Origin of the sequence: Mesorhizobium sp. M0437, from assembly GCF_040321335.1 — a bacterium.
Classification (GTDB): Bacteria; Pseudomonadota; Alphaproteobacteria; order Rhizobiales; family Rhizobiaceae; genus Mesorhizobium.
Genome location: NZ_JAMYRK010000017.1, coordinates 59,392 through 85,776, shown reverse-complemented (window position 1 = coordinate 85,776; position 26,385 = coordinate 59,392). Strand labels below are relative to the sequence as shown.

Below are 26,385 nucleotides of genomic sequence, written 5' to 3'. Positions count from 1 at the left end.
TCAGACAGTCGTCGACAGTCACTCTATATGCCGTCCGGCGCCATGTCCGGTCCAGTGCTTTCGGCGGCTGTTTTTCGCCGGCCGACGATCCGTTCGCGGTAGAGTGCATAGAGGCCTGAGCCGATGATGATCGTGGCACCGAGGATCATCGGCAGATCCGGGACATCGCCGAAGATCGTGAAGCCAAGCAGGATCGACCAGAGCAGGGCGGTGTAGCGGAACGGCGCGATGAAGGAGATATCGCCCACCCGCATCGCCGTGATGATGAAGTGGTAGCCGATGAGCACGAGCACCGCCGCCAGCGCCAGGAACGCCGTGCTTTGTCCTGTCATCGGTGTCCAACCGCCCATCGGTGAAAGCAATGCCGCGCCCAGAAACGTCATGGCAAGGGCGGTGGCGCTCGACACCAGCAATGTCGGAATTGCCTGCGGTATCCGCTTCGTGGCGAGATCGCGCACTGCACAGCATGCCACGCTGGCCAGCGCCAGCAGAGAAAAGACGCTGAACCCTTCGAAGCCCGGCCGTACGATGATCAGCACGCCGGCAAAACCGACGGCAATAGCCAGCCAGCGCCGCCAGCCGACGCCCTCGTTGAACACAAGCGCTGCGCCCATCGTCACCGCCAGCGGCAGCGCCTGCAGCACGGCGGAGACATTGGCGATCGGAAGATGCGCCAGAGCAACCAGGAAGGACACCGTGGCGCCGGCCTCGCCGGCGACGCGCAGCGCAACGGTCGGCTGCAGCATCGAACCTGGCCGGGCAAGCGCGCCGCGTTGCCACGCAAGCAGGCCAACGAAAAGCGAAGCAAAGGCGCCGCGGATCAGCATGACCTGCGCCATGTTCATCGATTCCGACGAGAATTTGGTGATAGCGTCGTTGAGGGTGAAACCAGCCATGGCCACCATCATGAACAACGCGCCGCGCAGGTTTGGCGAAAGAGGCAAGGCGATTACCGGGTGAGTCCTGCAGCAAGCGTCTAGCAGGCACCCGCAAAACAGCAACGTCAAAGGGCTGGGCCACAGCCTTTCTATGGCCCGTAACGTCTGTCGCGCAAGAGCGGCAGGGCTTATTTGGGCGTCAGTACCTCGGTGCCGTTGCCTTCCTTGCCGGCAATCGTCCACAGGCCACGCAGCGAGCCGTCGTCCTGCACCTTGTAGACGACAAGACCGACCGCCTTGCCCATGACATAACCGGCGGAGAAGGCATCATCATTGCGCATGCAGATACCGTCCGAGGACGAGCCGCCTGTCTCCCAATGGATCGTGCAGGTCGTCTCGCTGGTCAGAGTGATCGTCGCGTCGCCACCATAGGACGACCCATCGAAATTGGTGCCGGCCACGGCATAGGTGCCGCCGATCGACTGAGCCGCCGCGGGCAGGGCCGCGAGGCTGAGCAATGCAAGAGAAAGAATGAGTTTGCGCATATCGTATTCCCCCACTGGGCGAAGAACCGCTCCAGAGCAGAGGCTAGGCCCGAATGGGCTTGCGGTAAATCCGGTGACCGTTTGCGGACGAGACCTTTTCTGGGTGTGACCCAAAAAAGGTGCCGTTCTAAAGGATAGGTCCGGAGGGCAAATTTATCACATTGCGGCTCGAGGAAATATTTCGACGAGATCAAATTTGCTCGGCAAGATTCACCAAATTGGTCATTGTAAGCTTCTGATCGTGTTGGGGAGATGGTCCATGATGAATGCACGAGGCAATGCGGACTGGCTTGGCACAGGCAGCAGGCGGCATGTTTCGTCGGCTTTCCGGTTCTCTTCTGCCCTGGCCGTCATCCTCATGGCGATAGCGCCTGCGTTCGCCGAGAACGGCGCTTCGGCGTCGGCAGTCGAACGGATGTCCACGCCGGGTCACGAAGCGGATGAGCTCGCTCGCCGCGTCGGGAAATGATCCGTCGTCAACACGATCTGGCCAACGCCCGGTGCGCAGCCGATCGTCATGACCGGGCTGGTGGCCGAGCGCACGATGATCGGTCCCTTCATGCAGGAGGTGATGCGCCCGGCGCCCGGGTCGAAAATGCCGGACTTCCAGCGGATAGCCTATTTGAGCTATGACCGGGTGGAGGGCCGCTGGAAGTATGTCTCCATGGACACCCGTTTCCCGGCAGGGATCATGCCCGCCTGGAGTTTTGGTGGTGAGGAGGACGGCAAGATTTCACTCCTGTTCCAGCCGCTTGGTTTCGTCGGCTTCGGCCCCGAGGTCGAAGGGCGGTTCACGGCCTCCGATTTCGTCATTTCCAGGGACGGCGACAATCACGAAGTGGCCGAGCAACATTTCCTCCAGGCCAATGGCAGCGGCAAAAAATGGCTTGCCGTACGATATGACTACACGCGCCAACAACCGTGACTCGCTAGCAAAAACAATAGGCTGCCAATAAGTTCTGACGTCGCCGGATGCTCACGGTCCCCTGAGGCTGCCGGCGATCGCATCGACGAGCGGGTCGTATTTCGATTTCAGGGCTGGCGGGTAGTCGATCCAGACCGTGCGGATGACACCGTCTTTTCCGAACAGGCGGCGTTCGTAGAAGATGTTCTCGCCTTTGATGCCCGACAGCACCGCCCAGTCCTTGCCGGTCTTGCTGTAGGTGATCCTGTAGCCAGGTTCCTTGCCGGCCCTCTCGGCGGAGACCAAGGCTGTCGGGGTGTCATCATCGATGTTGAGGATACCCGAACAGATCAGGCTGGCGCCATCGGCAGTGAGCCATTGTTGTCCATCGCCATTGTCCGGCTCAGACTGGCGAAGAGTGAAGATTTCATCCGGAAAGGTGCAGATGGTACCGAAGCGCTCGTTCGTATAGGTAAATGGCGCGGCAACTGCCGTGGTCCCCGCCATCACTCCGAAAAACGTCAGGACTGCAAAAAACCGCTGCACGCCTTGCCTCGCGCCGATACCAAGGCGATTATTCTTGCACGAAATCGGCGAAAAATCAGCCGCCGGTGACGCTCATATGCCGCGACACCGACGGACGGTTGGTGCGGCGATCGATGATGAAGTCGTGGCCTTTGGGCTTGCGGCCGATTGCTTCGTCGATGGCGTCGGCGACCAGCTCGTTGCCTTCCGACGCACGCAGCGGCGCGCGCAGGTCGGCCGCATCTTCCTGGCCGAGGCACATGTAAAGGGTGCCGGTGCAGGTCAGCCGGACCCGGTTGCAGCTTTCGCAGAAATTATGCGTCATCGGTGTGATGAAGCCCAGCCGCCCGCCGGTCTCGGCGACTTGGACATAGCGGGCCGGGCCACCGGTCTTGTAGGGAATGTCGCTTAGCGTGAACTGGCGTTCGAGAGCCGCGCGCAGCAGCGACAGCGGCAAATACTGGTCGGTGCGGTCGGCATCGATCTCGCCCATCGGCATGGTTTCGATGACCGTCAGATCCATGCCGCGGCCATGCGCCCAGCGCAGCATTTCAGGCAATTCGGCGTCATTGAAGTCCTTCAACGCCACGGCATTGAGCTTTACCTTTAGCCCGGCCGCCTGCGCGGCGTCGATGCCGTCCATGACCTTGTCCAGATTGCCCCAGCGGGTGATCTGGCGGAATTTGTCGGCATCGAGGGTATCGAGCGAGACGTTAATGCGCTTGACGCCGCAGTCGGCGAGCTCGGCGGCAAAGCGGGAAAGCTGCGATCCGTTGGTGGTCAGCGTCAGCTCTTCCAGTGCACCACTCTCGAGATGCCGCGAAAGCTGGCGTACCAGGTGCATGATGTTCTTGCGCACAAGCGGCTCACCGCCGGTGAGGCGGAGCTTGCGCACGCCCTTTTCGATGAAGACCGTGCAGAGCCGGTCGAGCTCTTCCAGCGACAGCAGGTCCTTCTTGGGCAGGAACGTCATGTCCTCGGCCATGCAATAGGTGCAGCGGAAATCGCAGCGGTCGGTGACCGACACGCGCAGGTAGGTAATCGTGCGACCGAAAGGATCGATCATATCCATGCGTATGCGCTTTCCGTGGCCGTGAACGGCTTCGTTATATATGGCTATGTGATACGAGCCAACTTGCCATTCAAGATAGAAGCTCGCGATCATCGGTAACATTCCGACGCCGACAGATCATGTCGGAACTTTCCATGCGGCCTTTTCCCTCGACGCGAAGCGGCGTAGGGAAGGGCGGTTCTCCGCAGGATCCACCACCATGACAGCGCCCAAGGAACTCAGGGTCTCGAAGGACCGCAAGCTGCTTTCCGTCACCTTTCCTGGCCATCAGCCGTTCGAATTGCCGGCCGAGCTGCTGCGCGTCGCCTCGCCATCGGCCGAGGTGCAGGGCCATTCGCCCGAACAGCGCGTCACCGTTCCCGGCAAGCGCAACGTGGCGATCCTGAAGATCGAGCCAGTCGGCAATTATGCCGTGCGCATCACCTTCGATGATTTCCACGACACCGGTATCTTCACCTGGAATTACCTGCATACGCTGGGTCATGAGAAGGATGCACGCTGGGCCGCCTATCTCGCCGAGCTGGAAGAGAAGGGGCTGAGCCGCGACCGCTGAAATGGATCCCGCAGGACTCTCAGGTCAACGCAAGATCGCCAGTATCTCGCTGGTGTCGTAATAAAACGGCGTGCCTTCGATCAGCCGGTCATCCTTGAAGCGCAACACTTCGGCAAACGGCTGTTTGATGGTTGCGCCATTGGCCCGCGATGAAAGCGAAAGCGAGCAGCTCATGAACACCGTGTCATCGTTTTGGGCGACCTGAAGGTCCTCCACCGCCACGTCGCTCCAGATTTCCCGCATTTTGCGGAAAAGGGCGCCAACGCCGTCGAGGCCGTTCCAGTCACCGGCATAGGGCAGGGAGCGCGGCTCATGCACGACAATCTCGGCATGAAATGCGCAGGCAAGCACATCGAGGCTCTCCGACCCTGATTGCAGGAAACGCATTTCAACATTGAACATGTTTTCAATAAGTTCCATGGCGGTGCGTCGCCGGTCGAGCGGTTTATCCATTTTTGACCTCCGTATCCCTTGGCACGATCATGCAGGTAAAGCGGTTTGCCCTTGTTTGCGTTGCCTCGACACCCGTTTCCTGATGACCGGCAAACGGGCATTTGTCGTGAAAACGTCATGCATCTGGAGTAGCGCCGGCAAAGCTTTGGAGACGAACACATGTCGATAATCACCAGCGTCGAACAGCTCGAAGCGCTCTATGGCCTGCCTGGTGAAGCGTCAGTGGTCAAGGAACTCGACCAGCTGATTCGCGAATACGCAGCTATCATCGAGGCTTCGCCGTTTGCCGCGCTCGCAACCTGCGGGCCAGAAGGGCTGGACTGCTCGCCGCGCGGCGATCTCGCCGGCTTCGTCCGCATCCATGATCCGAAAACGCTGATGATGCCGGACCGGCGCGGCAACAACCGTGCCGATTCGCTAAGGAACATCCTTCGCGATCCGCGCGTCGCGCTCCTGTTCCTGGTGCCGGGTTCCGGCACGACGCTGCGCGTCAATGGCCGCGCCCACATCACCACCGATACCGGGCTCTGCGCCTCGTTCGCCGTCGAGGGCAAGCCGGCGCGCTCGGTGACGATCATCGAGATCGATGCGGTTTATTTCCAGTGCGCCCGCGCCATCCACCGATCGGAACTGTGGAACCCGGCAAGGCATGTCGACCCGAGATCGCTGCCGACTCCCGGCCAAATCCTGGAAATCACCAGCCGCAAGAACATTGACGGCGAGGTCTACGACAAGGAATGGCCCGAGCGCGCGAAAAAATCGATGTGGTGAAGCATTTGGTGGTGGAGCACTGGGCTGTCAGGCGGTCTTCAAAACCTCGGCAACCCTACGCATCTGTTCGCCGATCATGTCGCATTGTTCCGGTGTCGACTGGCTCATCGCCTTCTCGATCAGCGCCATATGGACCTTCAGCGCCTGCATCAGCAGTGCCTCGCCGGCCTCGGTCAACGTCAGCCGCAGCACGCGCTTGTCCTTCTCATCGCCCTCGCGGCGCAGCAGGCCGCGCGTCTCCAGCTGCGGCAAAAGCATGGTGATGTTGGAGCGGCCGACCAGCAGCCGGCGAGCGAGGTCGTGCTGCGACATGCCGGGATGACGGTAGAGGTTCATCAGCACGTCGAGCTGCGCCGGCTTCAGGTCGAGCGGCGCAAGCTTCACCGCCAGGGTGCGTTCCAGCACATGGCAGGCGCGCGCCACCGCGACCCAGTTGCGAAAACGCGGGTTGTCCCAGGGCAGGTCTTGCTTAATGTTCATGTTTGAACTATTATGTTCATGCTTGAACCAATGAATGGATCGCCACTATGGCATCATTTGGACTGAAGGTCATCCGCGGCACGTTCGGCGTGGCTGAGCATGTGGCACCGCGACTCACCGGGCGTGCTGCATTCGAGCTGTTCTGCCGCACGCCGCACGAGAAGAACCTGAGCGAAGGCGAACGCCGCGCAATCGACCGCGCCGCCGATTTCATGACCCAGGCACGCCATCATCGGCTAAAGACCAGAACCGGCTGCGTCATGGTGCATGAATTCCGGCCCGAGCCGGGCAGGGCGGCTGCCGGCACCGTGCTCGTCATCCATGGTTGGCGTTCGCGCACCGAATACATGCGCACGCTGATCGAAGCCTATCGCGATGCCGGCTACAAGGTGGTCTCGCTCGACCTGCCGGGCCACGGCCGGTCGCAGGGCCGCCGGCTTACCCTGGTCAGCGCGGTCGATGCGGCACGGGTTGCCGGCGAATGGTTCGGGCCGTTTGCGGCCATTGTCGGCCATTCCTTCGGTGGGGCCGTTGCCGCCAACGCCGTCGCCGGTTCGATCAGGAACATCCCGCGATTGGCGGCCGGGCGGCTGGTGCTTATCGCCGCGCCGAGCTCGCTGCCGGCGATCTTCGCTGATTTCAGCCGCATGCTGAATGTCGGCTCGCGCTCGCAGGCCGCCATGGCCGACCGGGTCGAGCGCATCGCCGGCCGGCCGTTGCACGAGTTCACCGGTGACCGCCAGCTCGCAAGCACGCCGCTGCCGACGCTGGTGATCCACGCGCCGGACGACCGCGAAGTGTCCGCCGAGCATGCAAGGCTCTACACGCGCGCCGGCGACCATGTGCGGCTTTACTGGGCCGACGGGCTCGGCCACCGCCGCATTCTCGCCGACAGGGGTGTGGCGGAGCGTGCCGTTGGCTTCGTTGCCGGCAGGCTCGAGCCGTCTCTGCAGTGACCTGAATATCGTTCTTGTCAGCCGGGTTCGACGTCACGCTGCCCCGGTGCTGGCCATCGCTATCCAAGCCGCCATTGCCCCGGCCACCGTCGCCAGAAGAGCCGAGCGCGACGCGCCGTCGCGCGCCTGGATCGACATGCCGTGCTGCACGGTCGCGTAGAAGGTCGCGGCCGTACCGCAGTCGAAATCGGCCGGCAACTCTCCCTCGGCGACGCCACGCTCGAGGCGTCTCAGCAAGGCTTCGCGGTTTTCGGCGCGGCGACGGCGCAGATCATCGCAGATGGCGCCGCGGCTTGAATCCTGGTGCAATGCGCCGAGCGTGATAAGGCAGCCTTGCGGACGACCGGTCTGTGAATAGGCCCTGGCAGTCTGCCGCAGGAACCGTTCGACGGCCTCGCGCGCGGTCGGCGCCTTTTCCAGCGCGGACCAGATCTCGGTTCCCTCGACCCGCGTGTAAAGCTCGGTTGCCTCGAGAAACAGCGCTTCCTTGCTGGCGAAGGCGGCATAGAGGCTGGGTGAGTTGATGCCCATTGCAGCGGTCAGGTCACTTATCGACGCGCCCTCATAACCCTTGGCCCAAAACACTTCCATTGCGCGCCGCAAGGCGGCGGCTCGATCGAAGGTGCGGGGGCGGCCTCGTTCCGGCATGGCATTCTTTCTGTATTGATCGATACATAATTCGGTTGACGTGGTTCAGCAAGGCTGGCAGATATTTATGTATCAATCACTACAAAATGGAGAAGCAGATGTCATCCAGAAGCTTGAACGGCAAGGCCGCCCTCGTCACCGGCGGCAGCCGCGGCATTGGTGCGGCGATCGCAAGAAGGCTCGCGGCCGACGGCGCAGGCGTGGCGATCACCTATGTGAATGGCGCGGAAGGGGCGCGTGCGGTGGTCAGGGAAATCGAGGCGGCCGGCGGCCGGGCCTTTGCCATCAAGGCCGACAATCGCGATGCTGGGGCGATCGAGGCGGCAGTCGATGAGGCAGCAACAGCCTTCGGACGGCTCGACATCCTGGTCAATAGCGCCGGCATCTGGCGCGCTGCGCCGATCGATGCCCTGTCGCTTGCCGATTTCGACGAGACGATGGAGGTCAACCTCAGAGCCCCGTTCGTCGCCGCCAAGGCGGCAGCAGCGCATATGGGCGAGGGTGGCCGGATCATCTCGATCGGCAGCAATCTGGCCGAGCGTGCCACGGACGCCGGCCTGAGCGCCTACTCGGCCAGCAAGGCTGCCTTGGTTGGCCTGACCAAGGCCTTTGCACGCGATCTCGGTCCGCGCGGCATCACCGCCAATGTCGTCCATCCGGGGTCGACCGATACCGACATGAATCCGGCAGCCGGCCCGCACGCCGAGCATCAGCGCCAGAAGATGGCGATGCCTCGCTTCGGCACGGCCGACGAGATCGCCGGCATGGTCGCCTGGCTTGCCGGTCCCGAAGGGCGCTTCGTGACAGGCACGGCATTGACCATCGACGGTGGCGCCAACGCTTGAGGCTTGGCTCACGGGCACTATCATTATCGGGGGCGATGACGGATTGACTCGACCCGTCACGATCTTGTGAAACCGTTCTGCAACAGACGTTCCGAAATTTATGAAAGCTTAACGAAATCAGTATGAATCAGTGTAGTCACGCCTTACATCCGCCATGCGGTGGGCGAGACCGTGAAAGCGGTGCGGAACGGGATCCGGTTCAACCGGAGCGGGTGATCCATGAAAGTCCTTGGAAACAAAGCAACCGTGCTGCCGTTTGCGGTGGCCGCGGCAATGCTGGCCTTCGGGGCGCCGAAGGCTGAAGCGCAAGGGTTCTTCGACATGCTTTTCGGCGGCGGCGTCAAACACGCACCGCCGAAAGGTGACTTTCCGCCGCCACCGTCAAAATACAAGCCGAAGCCCAAGGCGCCGGCCGCTTCCGGTGGTGGTGCGCAAATCAGCGGCCCGTCCTATTATACCTACAAGAGCGATCCGCTGGTGCGCGTCGATTTTTCGGCACTGTCGGCAGCGCCTGAACCGGCAACGCCTCAGGACGCTGCTTTCGAGCCGGCGGCCACTGGGGCTGCATTCCGCGAAGCCATTGCCGGCCTCGACGGCTATGACCTCTACGCCGAGAAGGACATCGCCAAGGCGCTGATCGCCTATTACTCGGCCAATCCGGATTTCATCTGGGTGACGGGAACCAGTCCCAGCAGCCGTGCCCAGGATGCCGTGCGGGTGCTGGGCGAGGCCGCGAGCTACGGCCTGACGCCCGCCGACTACACCGTCGAAGTTCCGGCAGCAGGCACATTGGCGGGCAATGTCGATGAACGCCTGAAAGAGCTGGTCCGCTTCGAGATGGCGCTGTCGGCGCGTGTCCTGCGCTACGCCCGTGACGCACAAAGCGGCCGCGTCGATCCCAACCGCATGACCGGCTACTACGATTTTCCGCCGAAGCCGCTCGACATGGAAGGGGTGCTGAAGACGCTGGCCCATACCCAGCAAGTGCGCACTTATCTCGAGTCACGGCATCCACAGAATTCCGAGTATCAGGCGCTGCGCGTCGAACTGGAAGCGCTCCAGGCCAGCGCCGAAGACGAAATCACCATCGATCCCGATCTGCTGTTGAAGCCGGGGCAGACCAGCCCCGAGCTGCCGAAGCTTTTGACAAAGATCGCGCGCAATCTCGATGACGAGATGGGCGGCGCCTATGGCGAGGTCCTGGCGAGGCTCGCTACCAGCGAGGTCTACGATCCGGAGCTGGTGCCGGTGATCCAGGCGGTGCAGAAACGGGCCGGCATGAAAGGCGACGGCGTCATCGGCCCGCGTACCGTTGCATCGTTGGCCGGAACGTCCAAGGCCGACAAAGTTCAGAAGGTTCGGGTTGCGCTCGAAGAGTTGCGCTGGTTGCCTTCCGACCTTGGCAGCCCGCGCGTCTTCATCAACCAGCCGGCTTTCACCGCGAGCTATATCGATGATGGCGAGGAGAAGCTGAAGACCCGCGCCGTGGTTGGCAGGCCCACCAACCAGACTGCTTTCTTCTATGACCAGATAGAGCAGGTCGACTTCCATCCCTATTGGGGCGTGCCGCAGTCGATCCTGGTCAACGAGATGCTGCCGCGGCTGCGCCGGGATCCTGGCTATCTCGACCGCGCCGGCTACGAGGTGGTCGATGCCCGCGGCAAGCGCATTCCCTCGTCCTCGGTCAATTGGGGCGCCTACGGCGCAAAGATACCCTACGGCGTGCGCCAGCTGCCAAGCGAGGCCAATGCGCTGGGCGAGCTGAAGATACTGTTCCCCAACAAGCATGCAATCTACATGCACGATACGCCGCAGAAGTCGTTTTTCCAGCGCGACATGCGTGCGCTCAGCCATGGCTGCGTTCGCTTGCAGGATCCGCGCGGCATGGCCGCTGCCGTGCTCGGCACCTCGGTCGACTACATCGAGGACAAACTGAAACACGGACATTCGACCGAGGACGTGACACGCAAGATCCCGGTCTATGTCGCCTATTTCACCGCATGGCCGGACCTGTCCGGCAAGGTCGAATACTTCAACGACGTCTACGGCCGCGATACAAGGCTGCAGCAGGCGCTCGACAGCACGGAAGCGGTGCGTTCGCCGGCAAGCTGACGAATGCGGTTCTAGCGCTGAAACAGTGGACGCCGGAAACCGGCATCGCGTCCGGCGATGAGCCAATAGACCAAGCCCGCGACAACGCCTGCGGCGGCAATGATGCCGATATCGGCCCAGCGCTCCGGGTTCGTGTCATCCGGTACACTGGGCCAGATCAAGGCGAAGCCGCCAACCGCGGCCGCCGCGCCGAAGACCATGTGCAGCCAAAAACTGCGCAGCGAGAAAAACTCGGCAATCAGTGCGAAGATCAGCGTCTGCAGGCCGGTCAGCACGATCGTCAGAAAATAGATGAACATACCGAGCGGCGGCAACAGAAGCACCGCAATGGGGGTGACACCCATGACGTCGAAATAATTCGGCGCATTTGGCAGCGAACTCAGCCCGCCATAGATCGCCGCCACCGCGATCAGCCCAACCAGTACCGCTATGAAATAACCCGCGAGCATCATCAGAAAGCGTTTCAATACGTGCTTTACCGTCGCCATGCCCACCCCCGCGCGCAATGATAGCACCCAGTCCGCCATCAAAGTCATATCTACGCAGGCGTCTGCCGAAGGCCGGGGGCCTTCGAGGCGCGCCATTATTAGAATCTGAACCGTTGGCGGCCAGCTTCATTTCGGCGCGGCTGTCACCGGATCATAGGTGATTTCAACTTTGGCCTTGTCGCTCGTGTAATAAATGACGGTGTAGCCATCGCTGTCCCAATCGATTTCCTTGATGTAGCGGAAGTCGTCCCGCTGCTCGACCTTGGCGATGATTTCCGACAGCTTCTTGGCATTCTGCGGCGGCACCGGATTTTCGTCCGCGGCAAAGGCCGATCCGCCGACAAGCAGCACGGCGGCCGCCAAAAAAAGTCTGGACATGGCTTTCCCTCACATCTCGATGAGCAGAAACTCGTTTCCATGCAGGTTTGTTCCCGGAGCGCCGGGCGTTGCGCTACAAGGAGGCGCCGGCCATGCCTGATTTATGGCCGCCGAAAGAACAAGACGACTGCTTAAAATCGGTGATTTACCTACGAATGCCCAGCGTTTCATTCCGGCAGGCCAGCGAGCCGCAACCCTTCGACGTATCGGGCAAGGAGAGCCTTATCCCGATATGGCGCGCGGGAGCTGTATCGCTCGATCGAGAATTCCGGATTGAGCTTGAGAAGTTCGCTAGCGGCGCGACGGGCGTCCTCCAAGCGACCAAGTTGGGCATATGTTGCCGCCAGCAAGCGGTAGGCGGAACCAAGGTCCGCCATCTTTTCCAAAAGGGACAGGGCTTCGAGGTAGTTTCCGGAAAGGTATTTGCTGGCCGCAATGTTCCAAAGGTACCAGTCGGGTCGGCTGGGATTGAGCCGTAAAGCCAGTTCTCCGATTCTGGTCGCGTCCTCGAGACGCCCGAGATAGCCCAAGGCATCGCAATATTCGGCGAGGAGATCGCAATTGTTGGGCGCAAGCTCGCGGCCGCGTTCATAACAGCCTATTGCTCTTTCAGCTTCCCCCCGCCAGAGGTAAACGACGCCCAGCGCCCAGTGGACGTTGGCGTCGTAGGGACTGAGTTCAAGGGCTTTGCTCGCCGAAGCGAATGCACTTGCCAGCGTGGTTTCCAGATCGACGCGCTCATTCCATTTCAGCCTGTGTATCTCGAGCCAGGCGAGTCCCAGGTAGCCGCGCGCGTAGCCCGGATCGTCGTTGATCGCGGCGACGAACATCTCTCTGGCAAGTCTGACGTCATCCGGATTCAAGCTCATCTCAAGATGCCTGCCGCGCAGGTAAAAGTCGTATGCCCTCAGTGCGGTTAGCGGTTTGCCGAGAACACGGTGGCGCTCGGCCTCCTCGATCTTGATGTTAAGGGCGGCCGGAATGGATTGGGACAGCTCGTCTTGGATGTAGAACACATCGACAAGGTCGAAATCGTATTTCTCCGCCCAGATGTGTTCGTGTAACGCATTGGTCAGATTGGCATTGACCCGGACGCGCTTGCCGAGCCGCCTCACGCTGCCCTCAAGAGTGTAATGCGTGGCCGGAGCATTCTGTTGCGGCTCTGAACGAGGCAAGCGAACGATCACGTTTAACCCGGAGAAGCGCGACAATGCGGCAACGATATCCTCGGTTATGCCGGCGGCGAAATACTCCTGGTCGGGATCGCCGCTCAAATTCACAAACCTCGAGACATAGAGAAGCGTTCTGTTCGAGGCGATAGCAGGATTATCCTGAACGTTGAGCGACGGCGGTGCCATGAGGGCGGTGGGCGTGTGCTTGGATGGCGTGTCATCATCGATGATGACATTGAAAATCCGGAGCGGACGTTCAATGTTCTTCAACGCCTGCTCGCCCGCATCTTCGAAGCTGATATACAGGCGGTTGCCCACAGTATCGCGCACCGATGCCGAGACCGCGACGCCCCCAGGCCTGGCGATGCTCTCGATGCGCGCCGCCACGTTTACGCCGTCACCATAGACGTCTTCGTCTTCGAACAGGATGTCGCCGATATTAATGCCGATGCGAAATTCTATTTGCCGATCGCGATGGACGTTCGTGTTCCTCGTCCGCATCTCCCGTTGGATTTCGACCGCGCAGAGAACCGCTTCCTCGACGGCGCGGAACTCCACCAACATGCCATCGCCCATGAGCTTGATGATGCGGCCATGACGCAATGCGACCTTGACGTCCAATAGTTCCTGACGATGCTTCTTCAGGGCCGACAAAGTACCTTTCTCGTCAATTTCCATCAGCCGGCTGTAGCCGACTACGTCAGTGGCCATGATGACGGAGAGTTTCTGTTCCATCGGCGCTCCCCACTCCTACAAGCAACTAGATAACACATCCGCACCGCCGAAGCATCGAACTTGCGCGGACGGAAATGGGAAGATGATTACACGATAGGTTCCTGATGGCTGCGGAAATTTCGGCTGCCGGCATGGACAACTTATTGAAAGGCAATTCCGCTTCTGATTGTCGGCTTCGGGCTCAATCACGACCTTCCAGCAGAAGCATCTAAGGGCAGCACAGGGTCGGATCTTGCCGTTCATTGCCGATACCAAGCGTTAGGCTTTCACCACTAGCTCCGGGTGGCTATGCGCTTGCACGGGGGCAGGGAAGGCCGCTAAAGGCCTTCGAAGGACGGCAGGCTCCCTATCTCAGTCGAGCCGCCAGCGTCATTCAGAAGGCTGTAAAATCGAGCTTTCCTCCCGTGCCCGATCCCAGCACCGACCGGCCCCTCCTGAACTTCCCAGAGCCGACTCAATAGCCGCCTTTCAGGCTAGCTAGTACCGCGCCTGAGACTATCACTGAGCAGGCTGCCGCAACAAACAATGCACCGATCATAATGCCCCGCCATGGCTGTACACTTGGTAGTCGGACCTTATGTCGGAAGAACCAGTACAAGCCGAATGCAAGCCATGCATGTGCTGGTGCAGGGTGTTTCTAATGTCTTGGTACTGCATTCCGTGCATTGTTCCATGGACAACGACACCATGGGCGGCATAACCGAGATAGCGGGCGAGGCGCAAGGCTTCCCTCGGGTCGCGGGTTCGGAGCGAAACCTTGATGGTGGACGGCTTCCGTGCGGGGTGAGTGTGTCTCGGGATCGGCCAACGGAAATAGAAAATTTGGTTTCGCGAAAGTGCGAGGTACGTAGGATTTAACACTGGGATGTACCCCTTGGATGTCCCACCAAAGGATCGTGCAGGCTAACCTAGTGACTTTAAACAGAATGGTGGGCGATGCAGGGATTGAACCTGCGACCCCACCCGTGTGAAGGGTGTGCTCTCCCGCTGAGCTAATCGCCCGCTCGTTGCCCGAAGGCCAAGCGCGCCGCGATATAAGGGAGGCCGGCCTGTGAAGTCAACCACTTGTCAGCCGTCATCTGGCGGTCTGGACTATGGCCGGCTTCAGCCCTCTGCCGCGGCCATCAGCCCTTGTACCAGATCGAGCGTCAGCGAATCGAAATGCGAGATCACCGCCGACGGTTCGAACTCTCGCACATGACGATCGGTGTAGCCGAAATCGACTGCCACCACCGGAATCCCGGCGGCTTTCGCCGTGTCGATGTCGGTCTGCGAATCACCGACCATCAGTGCACGGTGCGGATCGCCGCCGGCGCGCGCGATGGTCTGCGTGAGATGGCGCGGGTCGGGCTTGCGGTACGGAAAACTATCCTGACCGCAGATCGCCGCGAAATGCCTGGTCATACCGAGCGCCTCGATCAGCGCCACCGAATTGGCCTCGTATTTATTGGTGCAAATGGCCAGCAGGTAACCGGCTGCCTCGAACCGTGCGATCGCCTCGGGGACGCCAGGGTAGGGGCGCGATTTGCCGGGGATGTTAACGGTGTAATGGTCCAGAAACAGCTTGAGCAGGCGGTCGTGCTCCTCCACTGCCAGCGACCTGTGCTGCGCTGCGTGAGCGCGCTCGATCATCACCCGGCCGCCATGGCCGACGAAGCGCTTGAAGCCGGCTTCGTCGACGGCCGCGAGCTGGCTGGCGGCAAGGCTGTGGTTGAGACTGTCGAGCAGGTCCGGCGCCGTGTCGATCAGCGTCCCGTCGAGGTCGAACACGATGATCGGTCGGGTCATGGCCTGTCCTGTGACGATTTGATTGCCGGCAGGCGATAACCGCTGCGGCCCGTTCAGGCAAGACGGCTTATCCACCGCGGGCAAGGTCCTTTGACCAGCCCGGCAAAAATGCTACGAGCGCCGAAACAAATCTCGGGACCCGGCATGGATGCGAGGCAATTGAAGGTTGAGGCCGCGCGGGCAGCGCTTGCCCATGTCACGGATGGCATGCGGCTCGGCATCGGCACCGGCACGACGGCGGACGAGTTCGTGCGGCTGCTCGCAGACAAGGTCGCCACCGGCCTGACTGTCATCGGCGTGCCGACCTCGGAGCGCACCGCCGTCCTTTGCACCGAGCTTGGTGTGCCGCTGTCCACCCTCGAGCAAACCCCCGAGCTCGACCTCACCATCGACGGCGCCGACGAGATCGATCCGGCGCTGACGTTGGTCAAGGGCGGCGGCGGTGCGCTGCTGCGCGAAAAGATCGTCGCGGCGGCCTCCGCCCGCATGATCGTCATCGCCGACAGCTCCAAGATGGTCGAGATGATCGGCCGTTTTCCGCTGCCCATCGAAGTCAACCGGTTTGGCCTGCGCGCCACCGAAATTGCGGTCGGCGCGGCAGCTGCAAACCTTGGCCTTTCCGGCCCTGTTACATTGAGGATGACGGGGAGCCAGCCATTTGTTACAGACGGCGGCCATTTTATCCTCGATGCATCTTTTGGCCGCATTCCGGATACAAGAGCGCTTTCGAATGCTCTCCACGCCATTCCGGGCGTGGTCGAGCATGGTCTTTTCATCGGGCTGGCATCAACGGCCATCATAGCCGGCGGCGACGGCATCCAAACCGTCCATGCCGCCCGAAAATCAGGGAGTTTTACCGATCATGATGTTGCATAACCGGGTTGGCCGCTTTTTTGCCATTCTGGCGGCCTCGGCCGTTTTCGCGTTTTCGTCGCCGGCATTCTCGCAGGACGTCACCGACGCGCATTTGAAGGCGGCGCGCGCCGCCGTCGCGGCAATCCATGCGACGGATACGTTCGACAGCATCCTGCCGCAAGCGGCCGCGGCACTGGAGCAGCAACTGATCCAGAAGAACCCGGACATGCAGGAACTGATCGCCAAGACCATCAACGAGAAGGCGATGGCCTTGGCATCGCGCCGCGCCGACCTGGAAAAGGAAGCGGCGCTCGCCTATGCAAAGGTATTCTCGGAAAAGGAACTCAATGAAATCGCCGCGTTCTACAATTCCGATTCCGGCAAGAAGCTGCTCGACAACGGCCCGATCGTGACGCGCGAACTGGTGAAGGCTGCCGAGATCTGGCAGAACGGCCTGGCTCGCGATCTCGCCCAGCAGGTCGGCGAGACCCTGGGTGCAGCGGCGAATGCCAAGGCGCCGGCTGCACCTGCCGACGGTACCGCTCCGGCCGATGGCGCAGCTCCCGCGGACGCTACACCGAATTGATTGCGGACTTCCGAGCCGCCTGACCGCCACTGGACCAAAAGCCCGGCAAGTCCGGGCTTTTCTTTTGATAGTCGGCAGCCTACCTGTCTCGGGGTTTGAGGGGCAAGGAGTTCAGCCATGGCCGGTTACGACTACGATCTTTTCGTCATCGGCGGCGGCTCCGGCGGGGTGAGGGCGGCGCGCGTCGCGGCCGCACTCGGCAAGCGTGTCGGCATTGCCGAGGAATACCGCTATGGCGGCACATGCGTGATCCGTGGCTGCGTGCCGAAGAAGCTCTACGTCTACGCCTCGCAATTCCCCGAGCATTTCGCCGATGCCGCCGGCTATGGCTGGACGGTGCCTGAGGCGCGTTTCGACTGGCAGACGCTGGTCGCCAACAAGGACCGCGAAATCAGCCGGCTGGAGGCCATCTACAAGAAGAACGTGCAGGGCGCCGGCGGCGAGGTCTTTCATTCGCGCGCCACCCTGGTCGATCGGCATGTGGTGCATCTTCTCGGTGAGGATCGCACCGTTACCGCCGACCAGATCCTGATCGCTACCGGCGGGCGACCGGCACCGCATCCGGCATTGCCCGGCCATGAGCACTGCATCTTTTCCAACGAGGCCTTCGACCTCAAGGAACTGCCGAAGGCAATCATGATCGAGGGCGGCGGCTATATCGCCGTCGAATTCGCCAACATCTTTCACGGCCTCGGCGTCGACACGACGCTGGTCTACCGCGGCAAGGAGATCCTCAGCCGTTTCGACATGGACCTCAGACGCATGCTGCACGACACGATGGAAAAGAAAGGGATAAAAATCCTCTGCCACGCCGTGTCCGAGTGGGTCAGGAAGCGGCCTGACGGCCGGCTCGACGCGCTTGTCACCGGTGGCACGGTGCTGACGGTCGACCAGGTCATGCTCGCCATCGGCCGCATTCCCAATACCGAGAACATGGGCCTGGAAGGCGTCGGCATCGAGATGACCAAAACCGGGGCAATCCACGTCGACGAATACTCCCGCACCAACATCGACAACGTCTGGGCAATCGGTGACGTCACCCATCGCGTGCAATTGACGCCGGTGGCAATCCACGAGGCGATGTGCTTCGTCGAGACCGCCTTCAAGGACAAGCCGACGGCGCCCGACCATGACACGATCGCTACCGCAGTCTTTTCGCAGCCCGAGATCGGTACGGTCGGTCTGTCGGAGGATGAGGCGGCAAAGCGCTTTCCGGATGTTGAAATCTACCGCGCCACCTTCCGGCCGATGCGGCACACACTTTCCGGCCGCGACGAAAAGATGCTGATGAAGCTGGTCGTCGACGGCGCCTCGAAAAAGGTCCTCGGCGCCCACATTCTCGGGCCGGATGCCGGCGAAATGGCGCAGCTTCTCGGCATACCGCTGAAGGCCGGCCTGACCAAGGATGATTTCGATCGCACCATGGCGGTGCATCCGACCGCCGCGGAAGAACTCGTCACCATGTACAAGCCGACTTACCGGGTGAGAGATGGTGAGCGCGTCTGACGCGACGACAACCCATCGCGGCAACGAAATTGCCGCGATGGAAGAGCGTGAGTTTTCTTACAGCAACGTTCCGCCCAGGATCACCAGCGCCACAGAAAAATAGATCACCAGCCCGGTGACGTCGACCAGCGTGGCGACGAACGGGGCCGATGCGCTGGCCGGGTCGAAGCCCATGCGCTTCAGGGCGAACGGCAGCATCGATCCAGACAGCGAGCCGAAGGTGACGATGCCAACCAGCGTGGCGCCGATCGTCATTGCGATCAGCGGCCAGTGCGGGCCGTAGTCGTAGAAGCCGAGATACTGCCAGAGCGCGATGCGGCAGACGCCGACCACGCCAAGAATCGAGCCAAGCACCAGGCCGGTGGGCAGCTCGCGCAATGCCACCCGCCACCAGTCGCCAAGGCCGATCTCGCGCAGTGCCAGCGCCCGGATGACGAGCGAGGTCGCCTGCGAGCCGGAATTGCCGCCGGAGCTCATGATCAATGGAATAAATAGCGTCAGCACGATCGCCTTTTCCATCTCGCCCTCGTAACTTTGCATCGCGTTGGCGGTCAGCATCTCGCTGATAAACAGCGCGCACAGCCAGCCGGCGCGTTTCTGGATCATCGCCAGAAAGCCCATCTTCATATACGGCTCGTCGAGAGCCTCCATGCCGCCGAAACGATGCACATCCTCCGTCGTTTCCTCGATCATCGTGTCGATAATATCGTCGATGGTAACGATGCCGAGCAGTTTGCCGTTGTCCACGACCGGAACGGCGAGCAGATCATATTTCGAGATCAGCTGAGCAACCTTTTCACTGTCGGTCAGCGGTGAAACGGTGACAGGCGCACGATCCGGCGCGATTGCCATGATCAGCTCGTCGGGCCCGCCAGCGATCAGTCGACGCAGGCTGGTCGAGCGCAACAGGACATGCGTTTGCGGATCGACGATGTAGATCGCGTAGACGGTTTCGCGCGTCCGCTCCACCTTGCGGATATAATCCAGCGTGCGGGCCACGCTCCAGTCCGGCGGCACGCTGACATATTCGGTCGTCATGAGCGAGGCGGCGCTGCCTTCGGGATAGCCGAGAATGGCAAGCAGCGTCGCGCGCAGCGGTGGCGCCAGGCCACCAAGCAGTTCGGAACGAGCCGGCTCGTTCAGATCGCGCAGTATGTCGGCGGCGCGATCGACCGACATGGCGGCAAGCAGTCTGCCTGCCTTGATGCGGGGCAGCGCCTCGACCAGTTCGGATGCGCCGTCGAGTTCAGGCTGGTCGAAGATCTCCACCAGCCGCCCGAACGGCACTTCGCAAAGCAGCTCCGATGCCGTCTCGCGGGGCTCCTGGTTCAAGGCCTCGACGATGTCGGCGACGTGTTCGTTGGCAAGTACGCGAGCGATGGCGATGGCATCGCCGCCCGCGACAGGGGAAAACTCGTTCATGGCTCACTCCTTGCCGTCCGGCAGGACGTGAGCCTGTCAGGTCACGTCAAGCGGACGGCGGTTGCGTTCGACTGTGACTGTCGCCAGGCATGGCGCGGTGACCTTTCTGCTCGCGGGTTCGAGTTGAGATTCTGCAAGCCGGCGCAACATAGGAGCGCGCCTTGCCGAGTCAATCGCGAGAGCGGGTTAAAACGGCGGCAAACCGGCGGATCGCGAGACTGTGATCGGGCTACGTGGCAGTGGCTGGATGCCGGCAGTGGTGCCGCGGCTATCTCTGCTTCAGCCGGCGGGGAAAGCGCAGCCACTTGTCCTCGGCCGGCCGTGTCGGCTGCGTGAGGATGGTGGTGAGCTCTACCGGCAAGCTCGGAACCAGCGGCTTCTTGGTAGCGACGCCGTCGGCGATCGCAACCACGCTGTGGTAGAATTCGGTGCCCGCGAGCGATCTCGGCGGCGTCGCCTCATGCATGATCGAGATCACGGTTGCATCAGGGCAATTGTCCTTGATCGCCTGGTGGAAGGCGATCCGTCCATCGGGGTCGAGCGCGCCGGTGGCTTCATCGAGGAACAGCAATCCCGGCTGCTGCAGCACGATGCGGGCGACAACCAGCTTCTGTTTCTGCCCACCCGAGAGAACCTGATCCCAGATCTTTCCTTCACGGCTCTCATCGGCCAAATGCTCGATGAAATCGCCGAGGCCGGCCTTGTGCAGGGCGGATGCGACCTGCATGTCGGCGTAATCATGCTCGGAACCAGGCAGGCAGACCAGTTGCTTCAACGAAACCTGCTGCAGCTTCACCTCCTGGGCGGCGTAGAAACTCCTGACCCCTTCCGGGAAGACGATGGTGCCGCGGCCATAAGGCCACAGGCCGTTGATCGCCTTGACGAGCGAGGTCTTGCCGCAACCGGATTCGCCCTTGAGGAAAGTCCACTCGCCACGCCGGAAGCGCAAGTTCGCGGCACTCAGGAAGGGCGTTGCGTCCTCGCCCTGATGCGCCAGTTCGAGCTTCTGGATGGTCAGTCCGAAAACCGGGTTCTGGTGGTCGTAGCGGAAGTCGGACCGGCCGGTCTGCTGATAGAATTCCTGTGGCTGCTGCACGTTCTCGATTGCCTGCGCCAATTCGATGACGCGCTGGCTGTTGGCGCGCAAGGTGGCGATGTCCGGCATCACATGGATGAACCACGAACAGTTGCTGATCAGCTTATCGACCTGGCCGGAAGCTGTCAGATAACCCTTGAGGTCGAGGCCGTTGTGGATGAAGGGCACGAGCCCTGGCCCGAAAGCGACAATCTTGGCACCGATGAAATTATAGATCAGCTCGAACGAGGCGTAGCCAGTATTGACGATGTTCAGTCTGGCCCAGGTACGGTCAATGTCGGCATAACGCTGGCTGTTTACAGTCTTCTGCACATTCTCGCCCTGCGATGCGGCGACATGAAAACTGCGGCGCAGGAATGTGATCAACTCGCTGCGGTAACTGCCTTCGGCCTGCTGCATTCTGACGTTTAGCCACTCCAGCATTCGGCCGAGTTTCAATGCGATCCAGGTGTTGAACGGCACATACACAGCGATTGCCAGGAGAGCAAGGACGGCGCTGCCGTAGCTGCCGAGAAACTCCAGGCCCTTCACCTCGACAGAGTTTTTCAGCAATTCGCCACCGAGAAAGTAGAACGAAGCGAAGACGCTTAGCACACCCGAAGCAAGCCCGATGGCTCCGCCAGTCATGGCCTTGATGGATTCCTGCACGCGCTGGTCGATATTGTCGGGAGCTGCATTCCCGGAAGAGCCATGCTGGGCATGGAAATGCGTATGGTTAGAGTCGAGCAGGGCCTCGTTGAATCGGCTGTCCAGCCAGCCACGCCATTTGCGATGCAATGTCTTGGAAACCAGGTTGTGAATGCCGGCAATAACCAAGTCCTTGAGCAGGACCAGCAGCACCAGCCAACCGGCGTTGGTCAGTATTGTCTTGAGTGGCGTCGTGTTCGCGGCATCGTGGAAAAAAGCGATCGAAGTCGCCAGCTCAGCCCCAGCTACCGTAAACCAGACGTCGGCTTTGCTGGACAGCGCGATGATCAGCGCGATCACCAGCGTCAGCGTCCAGGCTTCCCTCCAGCGGTCCGAGAACCAGTAGACCCGCATCAGCCCCCAGAAGCTGCGCATCGACGATACGGGCGTCAGGGGCGACTGCCTTGCGGCACCGCGGAGCCATTTTTCCGATATTGAATGTCGCGTTGGTCTATCGACCCGAATCACTATCCCGCCCAAACGATTTTTCTTTTGTTACGGACAGTAACACCAATTGATCATTTTCCATTAGCTTTTCACCAGTCGCAGGTGGCTTAGCTTGCCGGCCGTTGCAGTGGAGCAACAGAATGAATGATCACGGCGCTGTGCCGTCACGTTTCGAGGGGGGAATACCAACGCAATTTCAAATAGTTACTTGCCTGCGCCCGAGCAAGTAGAGATCTTCCCCAAGGGAAGGTCTTCACACAGCTTTGTGAACATAGAAGCGCCTTCCAGCGGCCGATCTTCACAGCCTGAACCGCCTTCACGGCCAGTCCGGCCTCGTCGGCGGCCAGAACGTGACGTATGATTCGTGGTTGAAGCCGCCTTGTCAGGACCCGTAGTCGGCCAAGCAATGACTTTGCCGACACAGTCCGGGATGAAGATCTATCAATTGGCCCGTGCCTTTTTAAGAGCGCGCACAAACCGCGTTTGACAAACACGCGCTTCGGATTGAACCTGCCGGACGCATCCAGGTTTGAACCGGGGGGAAGTTCGCCATGCTTGCACGGACATTTTTTGTCGCGACGCTCGCAACATTTTTCTGGCTGCCGCAAACATATGCCGGCAGCCAGACCGTTCCCGCAAATGCCGAGGGACAGATCGAGTTCAACACGCCGTCCGGCAATATCGGCTGCATCTACACGCCGAACGGCGGCACCAGCACCTACGAGCCACAGGATGGCGGACCGGAACTGAGTTGTTCGCGCGTCGAGCCCAGCTACGTCACGATCATCCTCGGCCCGAAAGGCCCGGCGACGCTGATCAAGAATCCGGGCGAGCAAGGCTGCTGCGGCGGCGTCACCAGGCTGGCCTACGGCAACAGCTGGAGCAAGGGGCCATTTTCCTGCCAGTCATCCACCAAGGGATTGACCTGCACCGGCAAGCATGGCCATGGCTTTTTCGTCAGCAAGGCCAAGGTGACCGTGAAATAGTCCGACTCAGTTCGCTGTTACCAGATCGCCGCGGGCGTGGGCCGCGGCGACCTGGCGGAGTGCATCGGCGAGCGTATCGGCGTCCTGGGCACCCATCACCGCATATTTGCCTTCAAGCAGAAAGCACGGCACACCCGATATGCCCATGCGCGAAGCGGTGGCGATTTCGGTGCGCACGGCCTCTACATCGGCGTCGGTCGGCAGAAGCGTTTCGACCACGGACGCATCCATGCCGGCCTCGCGGGCGGCTTCGATCAGCACGGCATGATCGCCGAGATTGGCGCCTTCCTCGAAATTCAGCTGGAACAGCCGGCGCACCAGCCGGTTCTGAATGGCCTCGCCGGCCGTGCCGGCCCAGCGAATGAGACGGTGCGCATCCAGCGTATTGGGCGCGACCTTGATGGCGTCGAATGCGAAGGAGATGCCTTCAGCCTCGCCCAGCGGTTCGATCCGGGCATGGATTTCGCGGATGCGTTGCTCGCTGCCGAATTTCGCCACCATATAGTCGCGGCGGTTCTTGCCTTCGGGCGGGATTGTTGGGTCGAGTTGGAAGGGCCGCCAGCGTATGTGAACGTCGATATCGACGGCGGCAATCGCCTTGTCGAGCCGTTTCTGGCCGATAAAGCACCAGGGACACACGACGTCGGAGACCACATCGACGGTAATCGAGCTCTCGTCGTTCACCTTGATCTCCTGTTGTGAAGAGGTCACTTCGGTTTGCGCCACCAGGTCGGCAACTGATAACCGTATATGGGCGTCTTTTGCGGATGTTCCAGATAGTTCCAATAAGCGAGCCATTGCTGGTTGTTGTGCTGCGTCGGCACCATGTAATTGCCGGAGATCAGCAGCCGGTCGAGAACGCGGACGGCCGCTACATAGTCCTCCTTCGAACGAGCTCTCAGCATCGCCTCGATCGCCGCATCCACTGCGGGGTCGGCGACACCCGCCAGGTTGAACGAGCCTTCGGCCTTGGCGGCAGCGGATCCCCAGCGCCCGGTTTGCTCGATACCGGGCGACAGCGAGTTGTTGAAACCGGTCGAGCCGACCAGCACCTCGAAATCGAAACGCTGCTTGCGCGACTGGATCTGATCACCGTCGAGGCTGCGGATGCCGACATCGATGCCGAGCTTCTCAAGGGTGCGCTGATAGATAGCGGCAAGTCGCTCTTCGTCCTGCGAGGCGGTCAGGATCTCGAAACCGAACGGCTTTCCCTCGGGATCGAGCATTGCGCCGTCCTGCACCGTATAGCCCGCGCTCTTCAGCAGCTCGAATGCCGCCTTCAGCACCTTGCGATCCTGGCCGGAGCCGTCGGTAACGGGCGGCCTGTAGGTGCCGTCCATGACATCTGCGGGCACGCGGCCGGGGTAGGGGGCCAGCAGGGCCTTTTCCTTTTCGCTGGCCGGGTGGCCCAGCGCGGACAGTTCGGAATTCTGCCAAAAGCTCATCGTGCGCGTATATTTGCCGCCGAACAGGTTCTTGTTGGCCCATTCGAAATCGTAGAGCATGCCGAGCGCGCGCCGCACGACCGGATTGGAAAATTTCGGCAGCCGCGTGTTGAACAGGAACCCGTTGACCACCGGCGGAATGCCGGTATCGAAATTTTCGGCGATGACCTCGCCCCTGTGGAAGGCCGGAAAATCGAGATCGCGCTCGCGCTTGACCGGGTCGCTGTCGTCGTCGATGGCGCAGATGCCTTTCTTGAACGCTTCCTGCTTGGCGTTGGCGTTGAGGAAATATTCGATGGTGATCTGGTCGTAATTGTCGAAGCCGCGCTTGGACGGCACGTCCTTGCCCCAATAGTCCGGATTGCGCTTGAACACGATGCGCTGACCGGGCACGACTTGCGCCACGGTATAAGGCCCGCTGCCGATCACCGGCTTCAGCGTCGTCCTGTCGAAGGTGTCCTTGTTGAAGGCGTGTTTCGGGATGATCGGCGTCAGCGCAGTGATCAGGGGAAATTCGCGGTCCGCCTTTTCGTTGAAGGTGAAGCGCACACTGCGCTCGCCGGTCTTTTCGAGCTTGGCAATCGCTTTCATTCGCTGGCTGTAAGGTGGGCGGCCCTTCTCGGTGAAGACGTCATAGGTAAACAACACGTCTTCCGGCGTCACCGGCTCGCCGTCCGACCATTTGGCGTTGGGATCGAGGTGGAATTCGATGCTCTTGCGCTCGGGATCCATGTCGGCGGTATCGGCGAGCAGGCCGTAGAGACTGAAGGCCTCGTCGTAGTTGCGCTGCATCAACGGCTCGAAGACAAGATTGCCAAAGGCTTGATCCATCATGCCGCGCGCGGTGGTGCGCAGGCTTCTCAGGATGAACGGATTGAGATTGTCGAAGCTGCCGACGCCGCAATAGGTAATGCTGCCGCCTTTCGGCGCGTCGGGATTGACGTAGTTGAAATGATCATAGTCGGGCGGCAGCGCCGGCTCGCCCTGCATGGCAAGCGCGTGCACCGGTTCCGACAGGGCCGGCTGCAGGGAAAAGCCGACAAACAAGATTGCGGCGATCAGCCAAACGACAACGCGGCCCATGACCGTCTCCTTCCCGATTCGATGCGCAGCATACATGAGCCGGTCGTGCACCGGCCAACCCCTTGAGCCTATCCCTTGGCCAAGATTCGCGAGGCCCGGGCTGGATTCGGCACCGCTTGCAGTGTAACACGCCGTCCGAAGTCATTCTGTTGCCTCATTTCGGCAACAGGTAGCTGGACCACACGGCATGAAAAAAGCCGGTTCCGGGATCATTTGAGAGGAATGCACGACATGACGAGCCTGAACAGCAACGCGTACCGCCTGTCGGTCATGGCCGCTGGCGTGGTCGGCATTCTGGGCGCCGGGATTCCCGCTGCTTCCGCGCAGCAGCAACAGCAGATTCCGCAAGGCTGGTTCAAGGCCTGCACCAAACAGGAAGACGTCGACATCTGCAATGTCCAGAACATCACCACCGCCGGCAACGGCCAGCTCATCACCGGCGTCAGCCTGATCGAATTGAAGGGCAAGGTGAACCGCAAGGTGTTCCAGGTGACGGTTCCGACCGGCCGTCTCGTTCCTCCCGGCATCGGCCTCCAGATCGACGGCGGCAAGGCGCAGAAGCTCGACTATGTGATCTGTTTTCCGGATCGCTGCGTGGCGGAAGTGCCGCTGAGCGATCAGCTTGTCGCATCCTTCAAGAAGGGATCGGCGCTGACGCTCACCTCGGTCAATTTCCAGAACCAGCCGAACCCGATCAAGATTGCGCTGACCGGCTTCAGCGGCGCCTTCGACGGCCCGCCGCTGCAGCAGTCGGATATCGAGGACCGGCAGAAGAAGCTCCAGGAGTTCGTCGCCAAGAACAATCAGGACTTTGCCAAGAAGCTCAAGGAAGAGCAGGAAAAGGCGAAGGCCGCCAACTGATCGACGGGTTTTCGAACCAACAAAAAAGCGGGGGCTCATACCCCGCTTTTTTCGTTTGGACCCGCCATTTGTCGCGTCCAGCCAAGTCTCAAGCCAGTCCCAGCCCAG

Annotated in this window: 28 protein-coding genes and 1 tRNA gene; 12 read left to right on the top strand and 17 right to left on the bottom strand. The window is 61.0% G+C overall.

The genetic code is table 11. The annotated features are described in order from the left end of the window. Window positions 1–23: 23 nt before the first annotated feature. Both NKI72_RS13585 and NKI72_RS13580 read right to left on the bottom strand, forming a co-directional pair. A complete protein-coding gene (locus tag NKI72_RS13585) occupies window positions 24–944 on the bottom strand; it encodes a DMT family transporter (RefSeq protein ID WP_352613655.1) in 921 nt (306 codons plus the stop codon). A 122-nt stretch (window positions 945–1,066) separates the two neighbouring features. Next, window positions 1,067–1,423 (bottom strand): hypothetical protein, encoded by a 357-nt coding sequence (locus NKI72_RS13580; RefSeq protein WP_352448884.1) that lies wholly within the window; start codon window positions 1,421–1,423, stop codon window positions 1,067–1,069. Window positions 1,424–1,619: 196 nt separating this feature from the next. On the opposite strand from NKI72_RS13580, the gene NKI72_RS13575 reads away from it, so the two are divergent. Further along, a complete protein-coding gene (locus tag NKI72_RS13575; RefSeq protein WP_352834918.1) occupies window positions 1,620–1,892 on the top strand; it encodes a hypothetical protein in 273 nt (90 codons plus the stop codon). Between the two features lie 48 nt (window positions 1,893–1,940). Beyond that, window positions 1,941–2,348 carry a hypothetical protein gene (locus tag NKI72_RS13570; protein ID WP_352834921.1) on the top strand — a complete coding sequence of 136 codons (408 nt, stop codon included), beginning with the start codon at window positions 1,941–1,943 and terminating at the stop codon, window positions 2,346–2,348. Window positions 2,349–2,399: 51 nt separating this feature from the next. Here NKI72_RS13570 and NKI72_RS13565 read toward each other — a convergent pair whose 3' ends face one another. Continuing rightward, the gene (locus NKI72_RS13565) at window positions 2,400–2,873 is read right to left on the bottom strand and encodes a hypothetical protein (protein ID WP_352834924.1); all 474 of its coding nucleotides are present in this window, start codon (window positions 2,871–2,873) and stop codon (window positions 2,400–2,402) included. 55 nt (window positions 2,874–2,928) lie between these two features. Beyond that, window positions 2,929–3,924, bottom strand: a complete 996-nt coding sequence (moaA, locus tag NKI72_RS13560; RefSeq protein WP_352568644.1) for a GTP 3',8-cyclase MoaA — start codon at window positions 3,922–3,924, stop codon at window positions 2,929–2,931. Between the two features lie 199 nt (window positions 3,925–4,123). On the opposite strand from moaA, the gene NKI72_RS13555 reads away from it, so the two are divergent. Beyond that, window positions 4,124–4,477, top strand: a complete 354-nt coding sequence (locus NKI72_RS13555; RefSeq protein ID WP_023717628.1) for a gamma-butyrobetaine hydroxylase family protein — start codon at window positions 4,124–4,126, stop codon at window positions 4,475–4,477. 24 nt (window positions 4,478–4,501) lie between these two features. On the opposite strand, the gene NKI72_RS13550 is transcribed toward NKI72_RS13555, so the two are convergent. Continuing rightward, entirely contained in the window at window positions 4,502–4,930 is a 429-nt protein-coding gene (locus tag NKI72_RS13550; RefSeq protein ID WP_352766586.1) for a nuclear transport factor 2 family protein, read from the bottom strand. Window positions 4,931–5,089: 159 nt separating this feature from the next. Between NKI72_RS13550 and NKI72_RS13545 the strand changes: the two genes are divergently transcribed. Continuing rightward, window positions 5,090–5,701 carry a pyridoxamine 5'-phosphate oxidase family protein gene (locus tag NKI72_RS13545; RefSeq protein ID WP_352766587.1) on the top strand — a complete coding sequence of 204 codons (612 nt, stop codon included), beginning with the start codon at window positions 5,090–5,092 and terminating at the stop codon, window positions 5,699–5,701. A gap of 27 nt (window positions 5,702–5,728) precedes the next feature. Here NKI72_RS13545 and NKI72_RS13540 read toward each other — a convergent pair whose 3' ends face one another. Further along, on the bottom strand, window positions 5,729–6,181 hold the full coding sequence (locus tag NKI72_RS13540; protein WP_254817243.1) for a MarR family winged helix-turn-helix transcriptional regulator: 453 nt from the start codon (window positions 6,179–6,181) through the stop codon (window positions 5,729–5,731). A 47-nt stretch (window positions 6,182–6,228) separates the two neighbouring features. On the opposite strand from NKI72_RS13540, the gene NKI72_RS13535 reads away from it, so the two are divergent. Next, window positions 6,229–7,137 carry an alpha/beta hydrolase gene (locus tag NKI72_RS13535; protein ID WP_352766589.1) on the top strand — a complete coding sequence of 303 codons (909 nt, stop codon included), beginning with the start codon at window positions 6,229–6,231 and terminating at the stop codon, window positions 7,135–7,137. A gap of 33 nt (window positions 7,138–7,170) precedes the next feature. Here the strand turns inward: NKI72_RS13535 and NKI72_RS13530 are convergent, their stop codons facing one another. Further along, window positions 7,171–7,785 carry a TetR/AcrR family transcriptional regulator gene (locus tag NKI72_RS13530; RefSeq protein WP_352471884.1) on the bottom strand — a complete coding sequence of 205 codons (615 nt, stop codon included), beginning with the start codon at window positions 7,783–7,785 and terminating at the stop codon, window positions 7,171–7,173. A gap of 98 nt (window positions 7,786–7,883) precedes the next feature. On the opposite strand from NKI72_RS13530, the gene NKI72_RS13525 reads away from it, so the two are divergent. Beyond that, window positions 7,884–8,630, top strand: coding sequence for a 3-oxoacyl-ACP reductase family protein (locus NKI72_RS13525; protein ID WP_352834926.1), 747 nt, complete (start codon window positions 7,884–7,886; stop codon window positions 8,628–8,630). Window positions 8,631–8,849: 219 nt separating this feature from the next. Continuing rightward, entirely contained in the window at window positions 8,850–10,742 is a 1,893-nt protein-coding gene (locus tag NKI72_RS13520) for a L,D-transpeptidase family protein (protein WP_352834928.1), read from the top strand. 11 nt (window positions 10,743–10,753) lie between these two features. On the opposite strand, the gene NKI72_RS13515 is transcribed toward NKI72_RS13520, so the two are convergent. From NKI72_RS13515 to NKI72_RS13490, 6 genes are all read right to left on the bottom strand, one after another. Continuing rightward, window positions 10,754–11,230, bottom strand: coding sequence for a hypothetical protein (locus tag NKI72_RS13515; RefSeq protein WP_352724802.1), 477 nt, complete (start codon window positions 11,228–11,230; stop codon window positions 10,754–10,756). Window positions 11,231–11,356: 126 nt separating this feature from the next. Continuing rightward, complete coding sequence (locus tag NKI72_RS13510) at window positions 11,357–11,608, bottom strand: PepSY domain-containing protein (RefSeq protein WP_352834930.1); 252 nt, start codon at window positions 11,606–11,608, stop codon at window positions 11,357–11,359. 167 nt (window positions 11,609–11,775) lie between these two features. Continuing rightward, window positions 11,776–13,515 carry an adenylate/guanylate cyclase domain-containing protein gene (locus NKI72_RS13505; protein WP_352834933.1) on the bottom strand — a complete coding sequence of 580 codons (1,740 nt, stop codon included), beginning with the start codon at window positions 13,513–13,515 and terminating at the stop codon, window positions 11,776–11,778. A 534-nt stretch (window positions 13,516–14,049) separates the two neighbouring features. Continuing rightward, window positions 14,050–14,376, bottom strand: coding sequence for a DUF6538 domain-containing protein (locus NKI72_RS13500; RefSeq protein ID WP_352766595.1), 327 nt, complete (start codon window positions 14,374–14,376; stop codon window positions 14,050–14,052). 66 nt (window positions 14,377–14,442) lie between these two features. Then, window positions 14,443–14,517 (bottom strand) — tRNA-Val (locus NKI72_RS13495). A gap of 102 nt (window positions 14,518–14,619) precedes the next feature. After that, window positions 14,620–15,303: a phosphoglycolate phosphatase gene (locus NKI72_RS13490; protein ID WP_352834936.1), complete on the bottom strand. Its 684-nt coding sequence runs from the start codon at window positions 15,301–15,303 to the stop codon at window positions 14,620–14,622. 144 nt (window positions 15,304–15,447) lie between these two features. Between NKI72_RS13490 and rpiA the strand changes: the two genes are divergently transcribed. From rpiA to gor, 3 genes are all read left to right on the top strand, one after another. Then, window positions 15,448–16,179, top strand: coding sequence for a ribose-5-phosphate isomerase RpiA (gene rpiA, locus NKI72_RS13485; protein ID WP_023675034.1), 732 nt, complete (start codon window positions 15,448–15,450; stop codon window positions 16,177–16,179). Continuing rightward, window positions 16,166–16,744 carry a DUF2059 domain-containing protein gene (locus NKI72_RS13480; protein WP_352448901.1) on the top strand — a complete coding sequence of 193 codons (579 nt, stop codon included), beginning with the start codon at window positions 16,166–16,168 and terminating at the stop codon, window positions 16,742–16,744. The genes rpiA and NKI72_RS13480 overlap by 14 nt, the downstream gene beginning before the upstream one ends. 117 nt (window positions 16,745–16,861) lie before the next feature. Further along, window positions 16,862–18,250 carry a glutathione-disulfide reductase gene (gor, locus tag NKI72_RS13475; RefSeq protein WP_352682751.1) on the top strand — a complete coding sequence of 463 codons (1,389 nt, stop codon included), beginning with the start codon at window positions 16,862–16,864 and terminating at the stop codon, window positions 18,248–18,250. A 57-nt stretch (window positions 18,251–18,307) separates the two neighbouring features. On the opposite strand, the gene mgtE is transcribed toward gor, so the two are convergent. Next, window positions 18,308–19,672, bottom strand: a complete 1,365-nt coding sequence (gene mgtE, locus NKI72_RS13470) for a magnesium transporter (protein WP_352682750.1) — start codon at window positions 19,670–19,672, stop codon at window positions 18,308–18,310. Window positions 19,673–19,940: 268 nt separating this feature from the next. Beyond that, on the bottom strand, window positions 19,941–21,830 hold the full coding sequence (locus NKI72_RS13465; RefSeq protein WP_352682747.1) for an ABC transporter ATP-binding protein/permease: 1,890 nt from the start codon (window positions 21,828–21,830) through the stop codon (window positions 19,941–19,943). Window positions 21,831–22,453: 623 nt separating this feature from the next. Between NKI72_RS13465 and NKI72_RS13460 the strand changes: the two genes are divergently transcribed. Then, entirely contained in the window at window positions 22,454–22,888 is a 435-nt protein-coding gene (locus NKI72_RS13460) for a hypothetical protein (protein ID WP_352613631.1), read from the top strand. A 6-nt stretch (window positions 22,889–22,894) separates the two neighbouring features. Here NKI72_RS13460 and NKI72_RS13455 read toward each other — a convergent pair whose 3' ends face one another. Both NKI72_RS13455 and NKI72_RS13450 read right to left on the bottom strand, forming a co-directional pair. Further along, window positions 22,895–23,572, bottom strand: a complete 678-nt coding sequence (locus NKI72_RS13455; RefSeq protein ID WP_352850214.1) for a DsbA family oxidoreductase — start codon at window positions 23,570–23,572, stop codon at window positions 22,895–22,897. A gap of 23 nt (window positions 23,573–23,595) precedes the next feature. Further along, window positions 23,596–25,416: an extracellular solute-binding protein gene (locus NKI72_RS13450; protein WP_352850213.1), complete on the bottom strand. Its 1,821-nt coding sequence runs from the start codon at window positions 25,414–25,416 to the stop codon at window positions 23,596–23,598. A gap of 231 nt (window positions 25,417–25,647) precedes the next feature. Between NKI72_RS13450 and NKI72_RS13445 the strand changes: the two genes are divergently transcribed. Beyond that, window positions 25,648–26,277, top strand: a complete 630-nt coding sequence (locus tag NKI72_RS13445; RefSeq protein WP_352448908.1) for an invasion associated locus B family protein — start codon at window positions 25,648–25,650, stop codon at window positions 26,275–26,277. The last annotated feature ends 108 nt before the right edge of the window (window positions 26,278–26,385 follow it).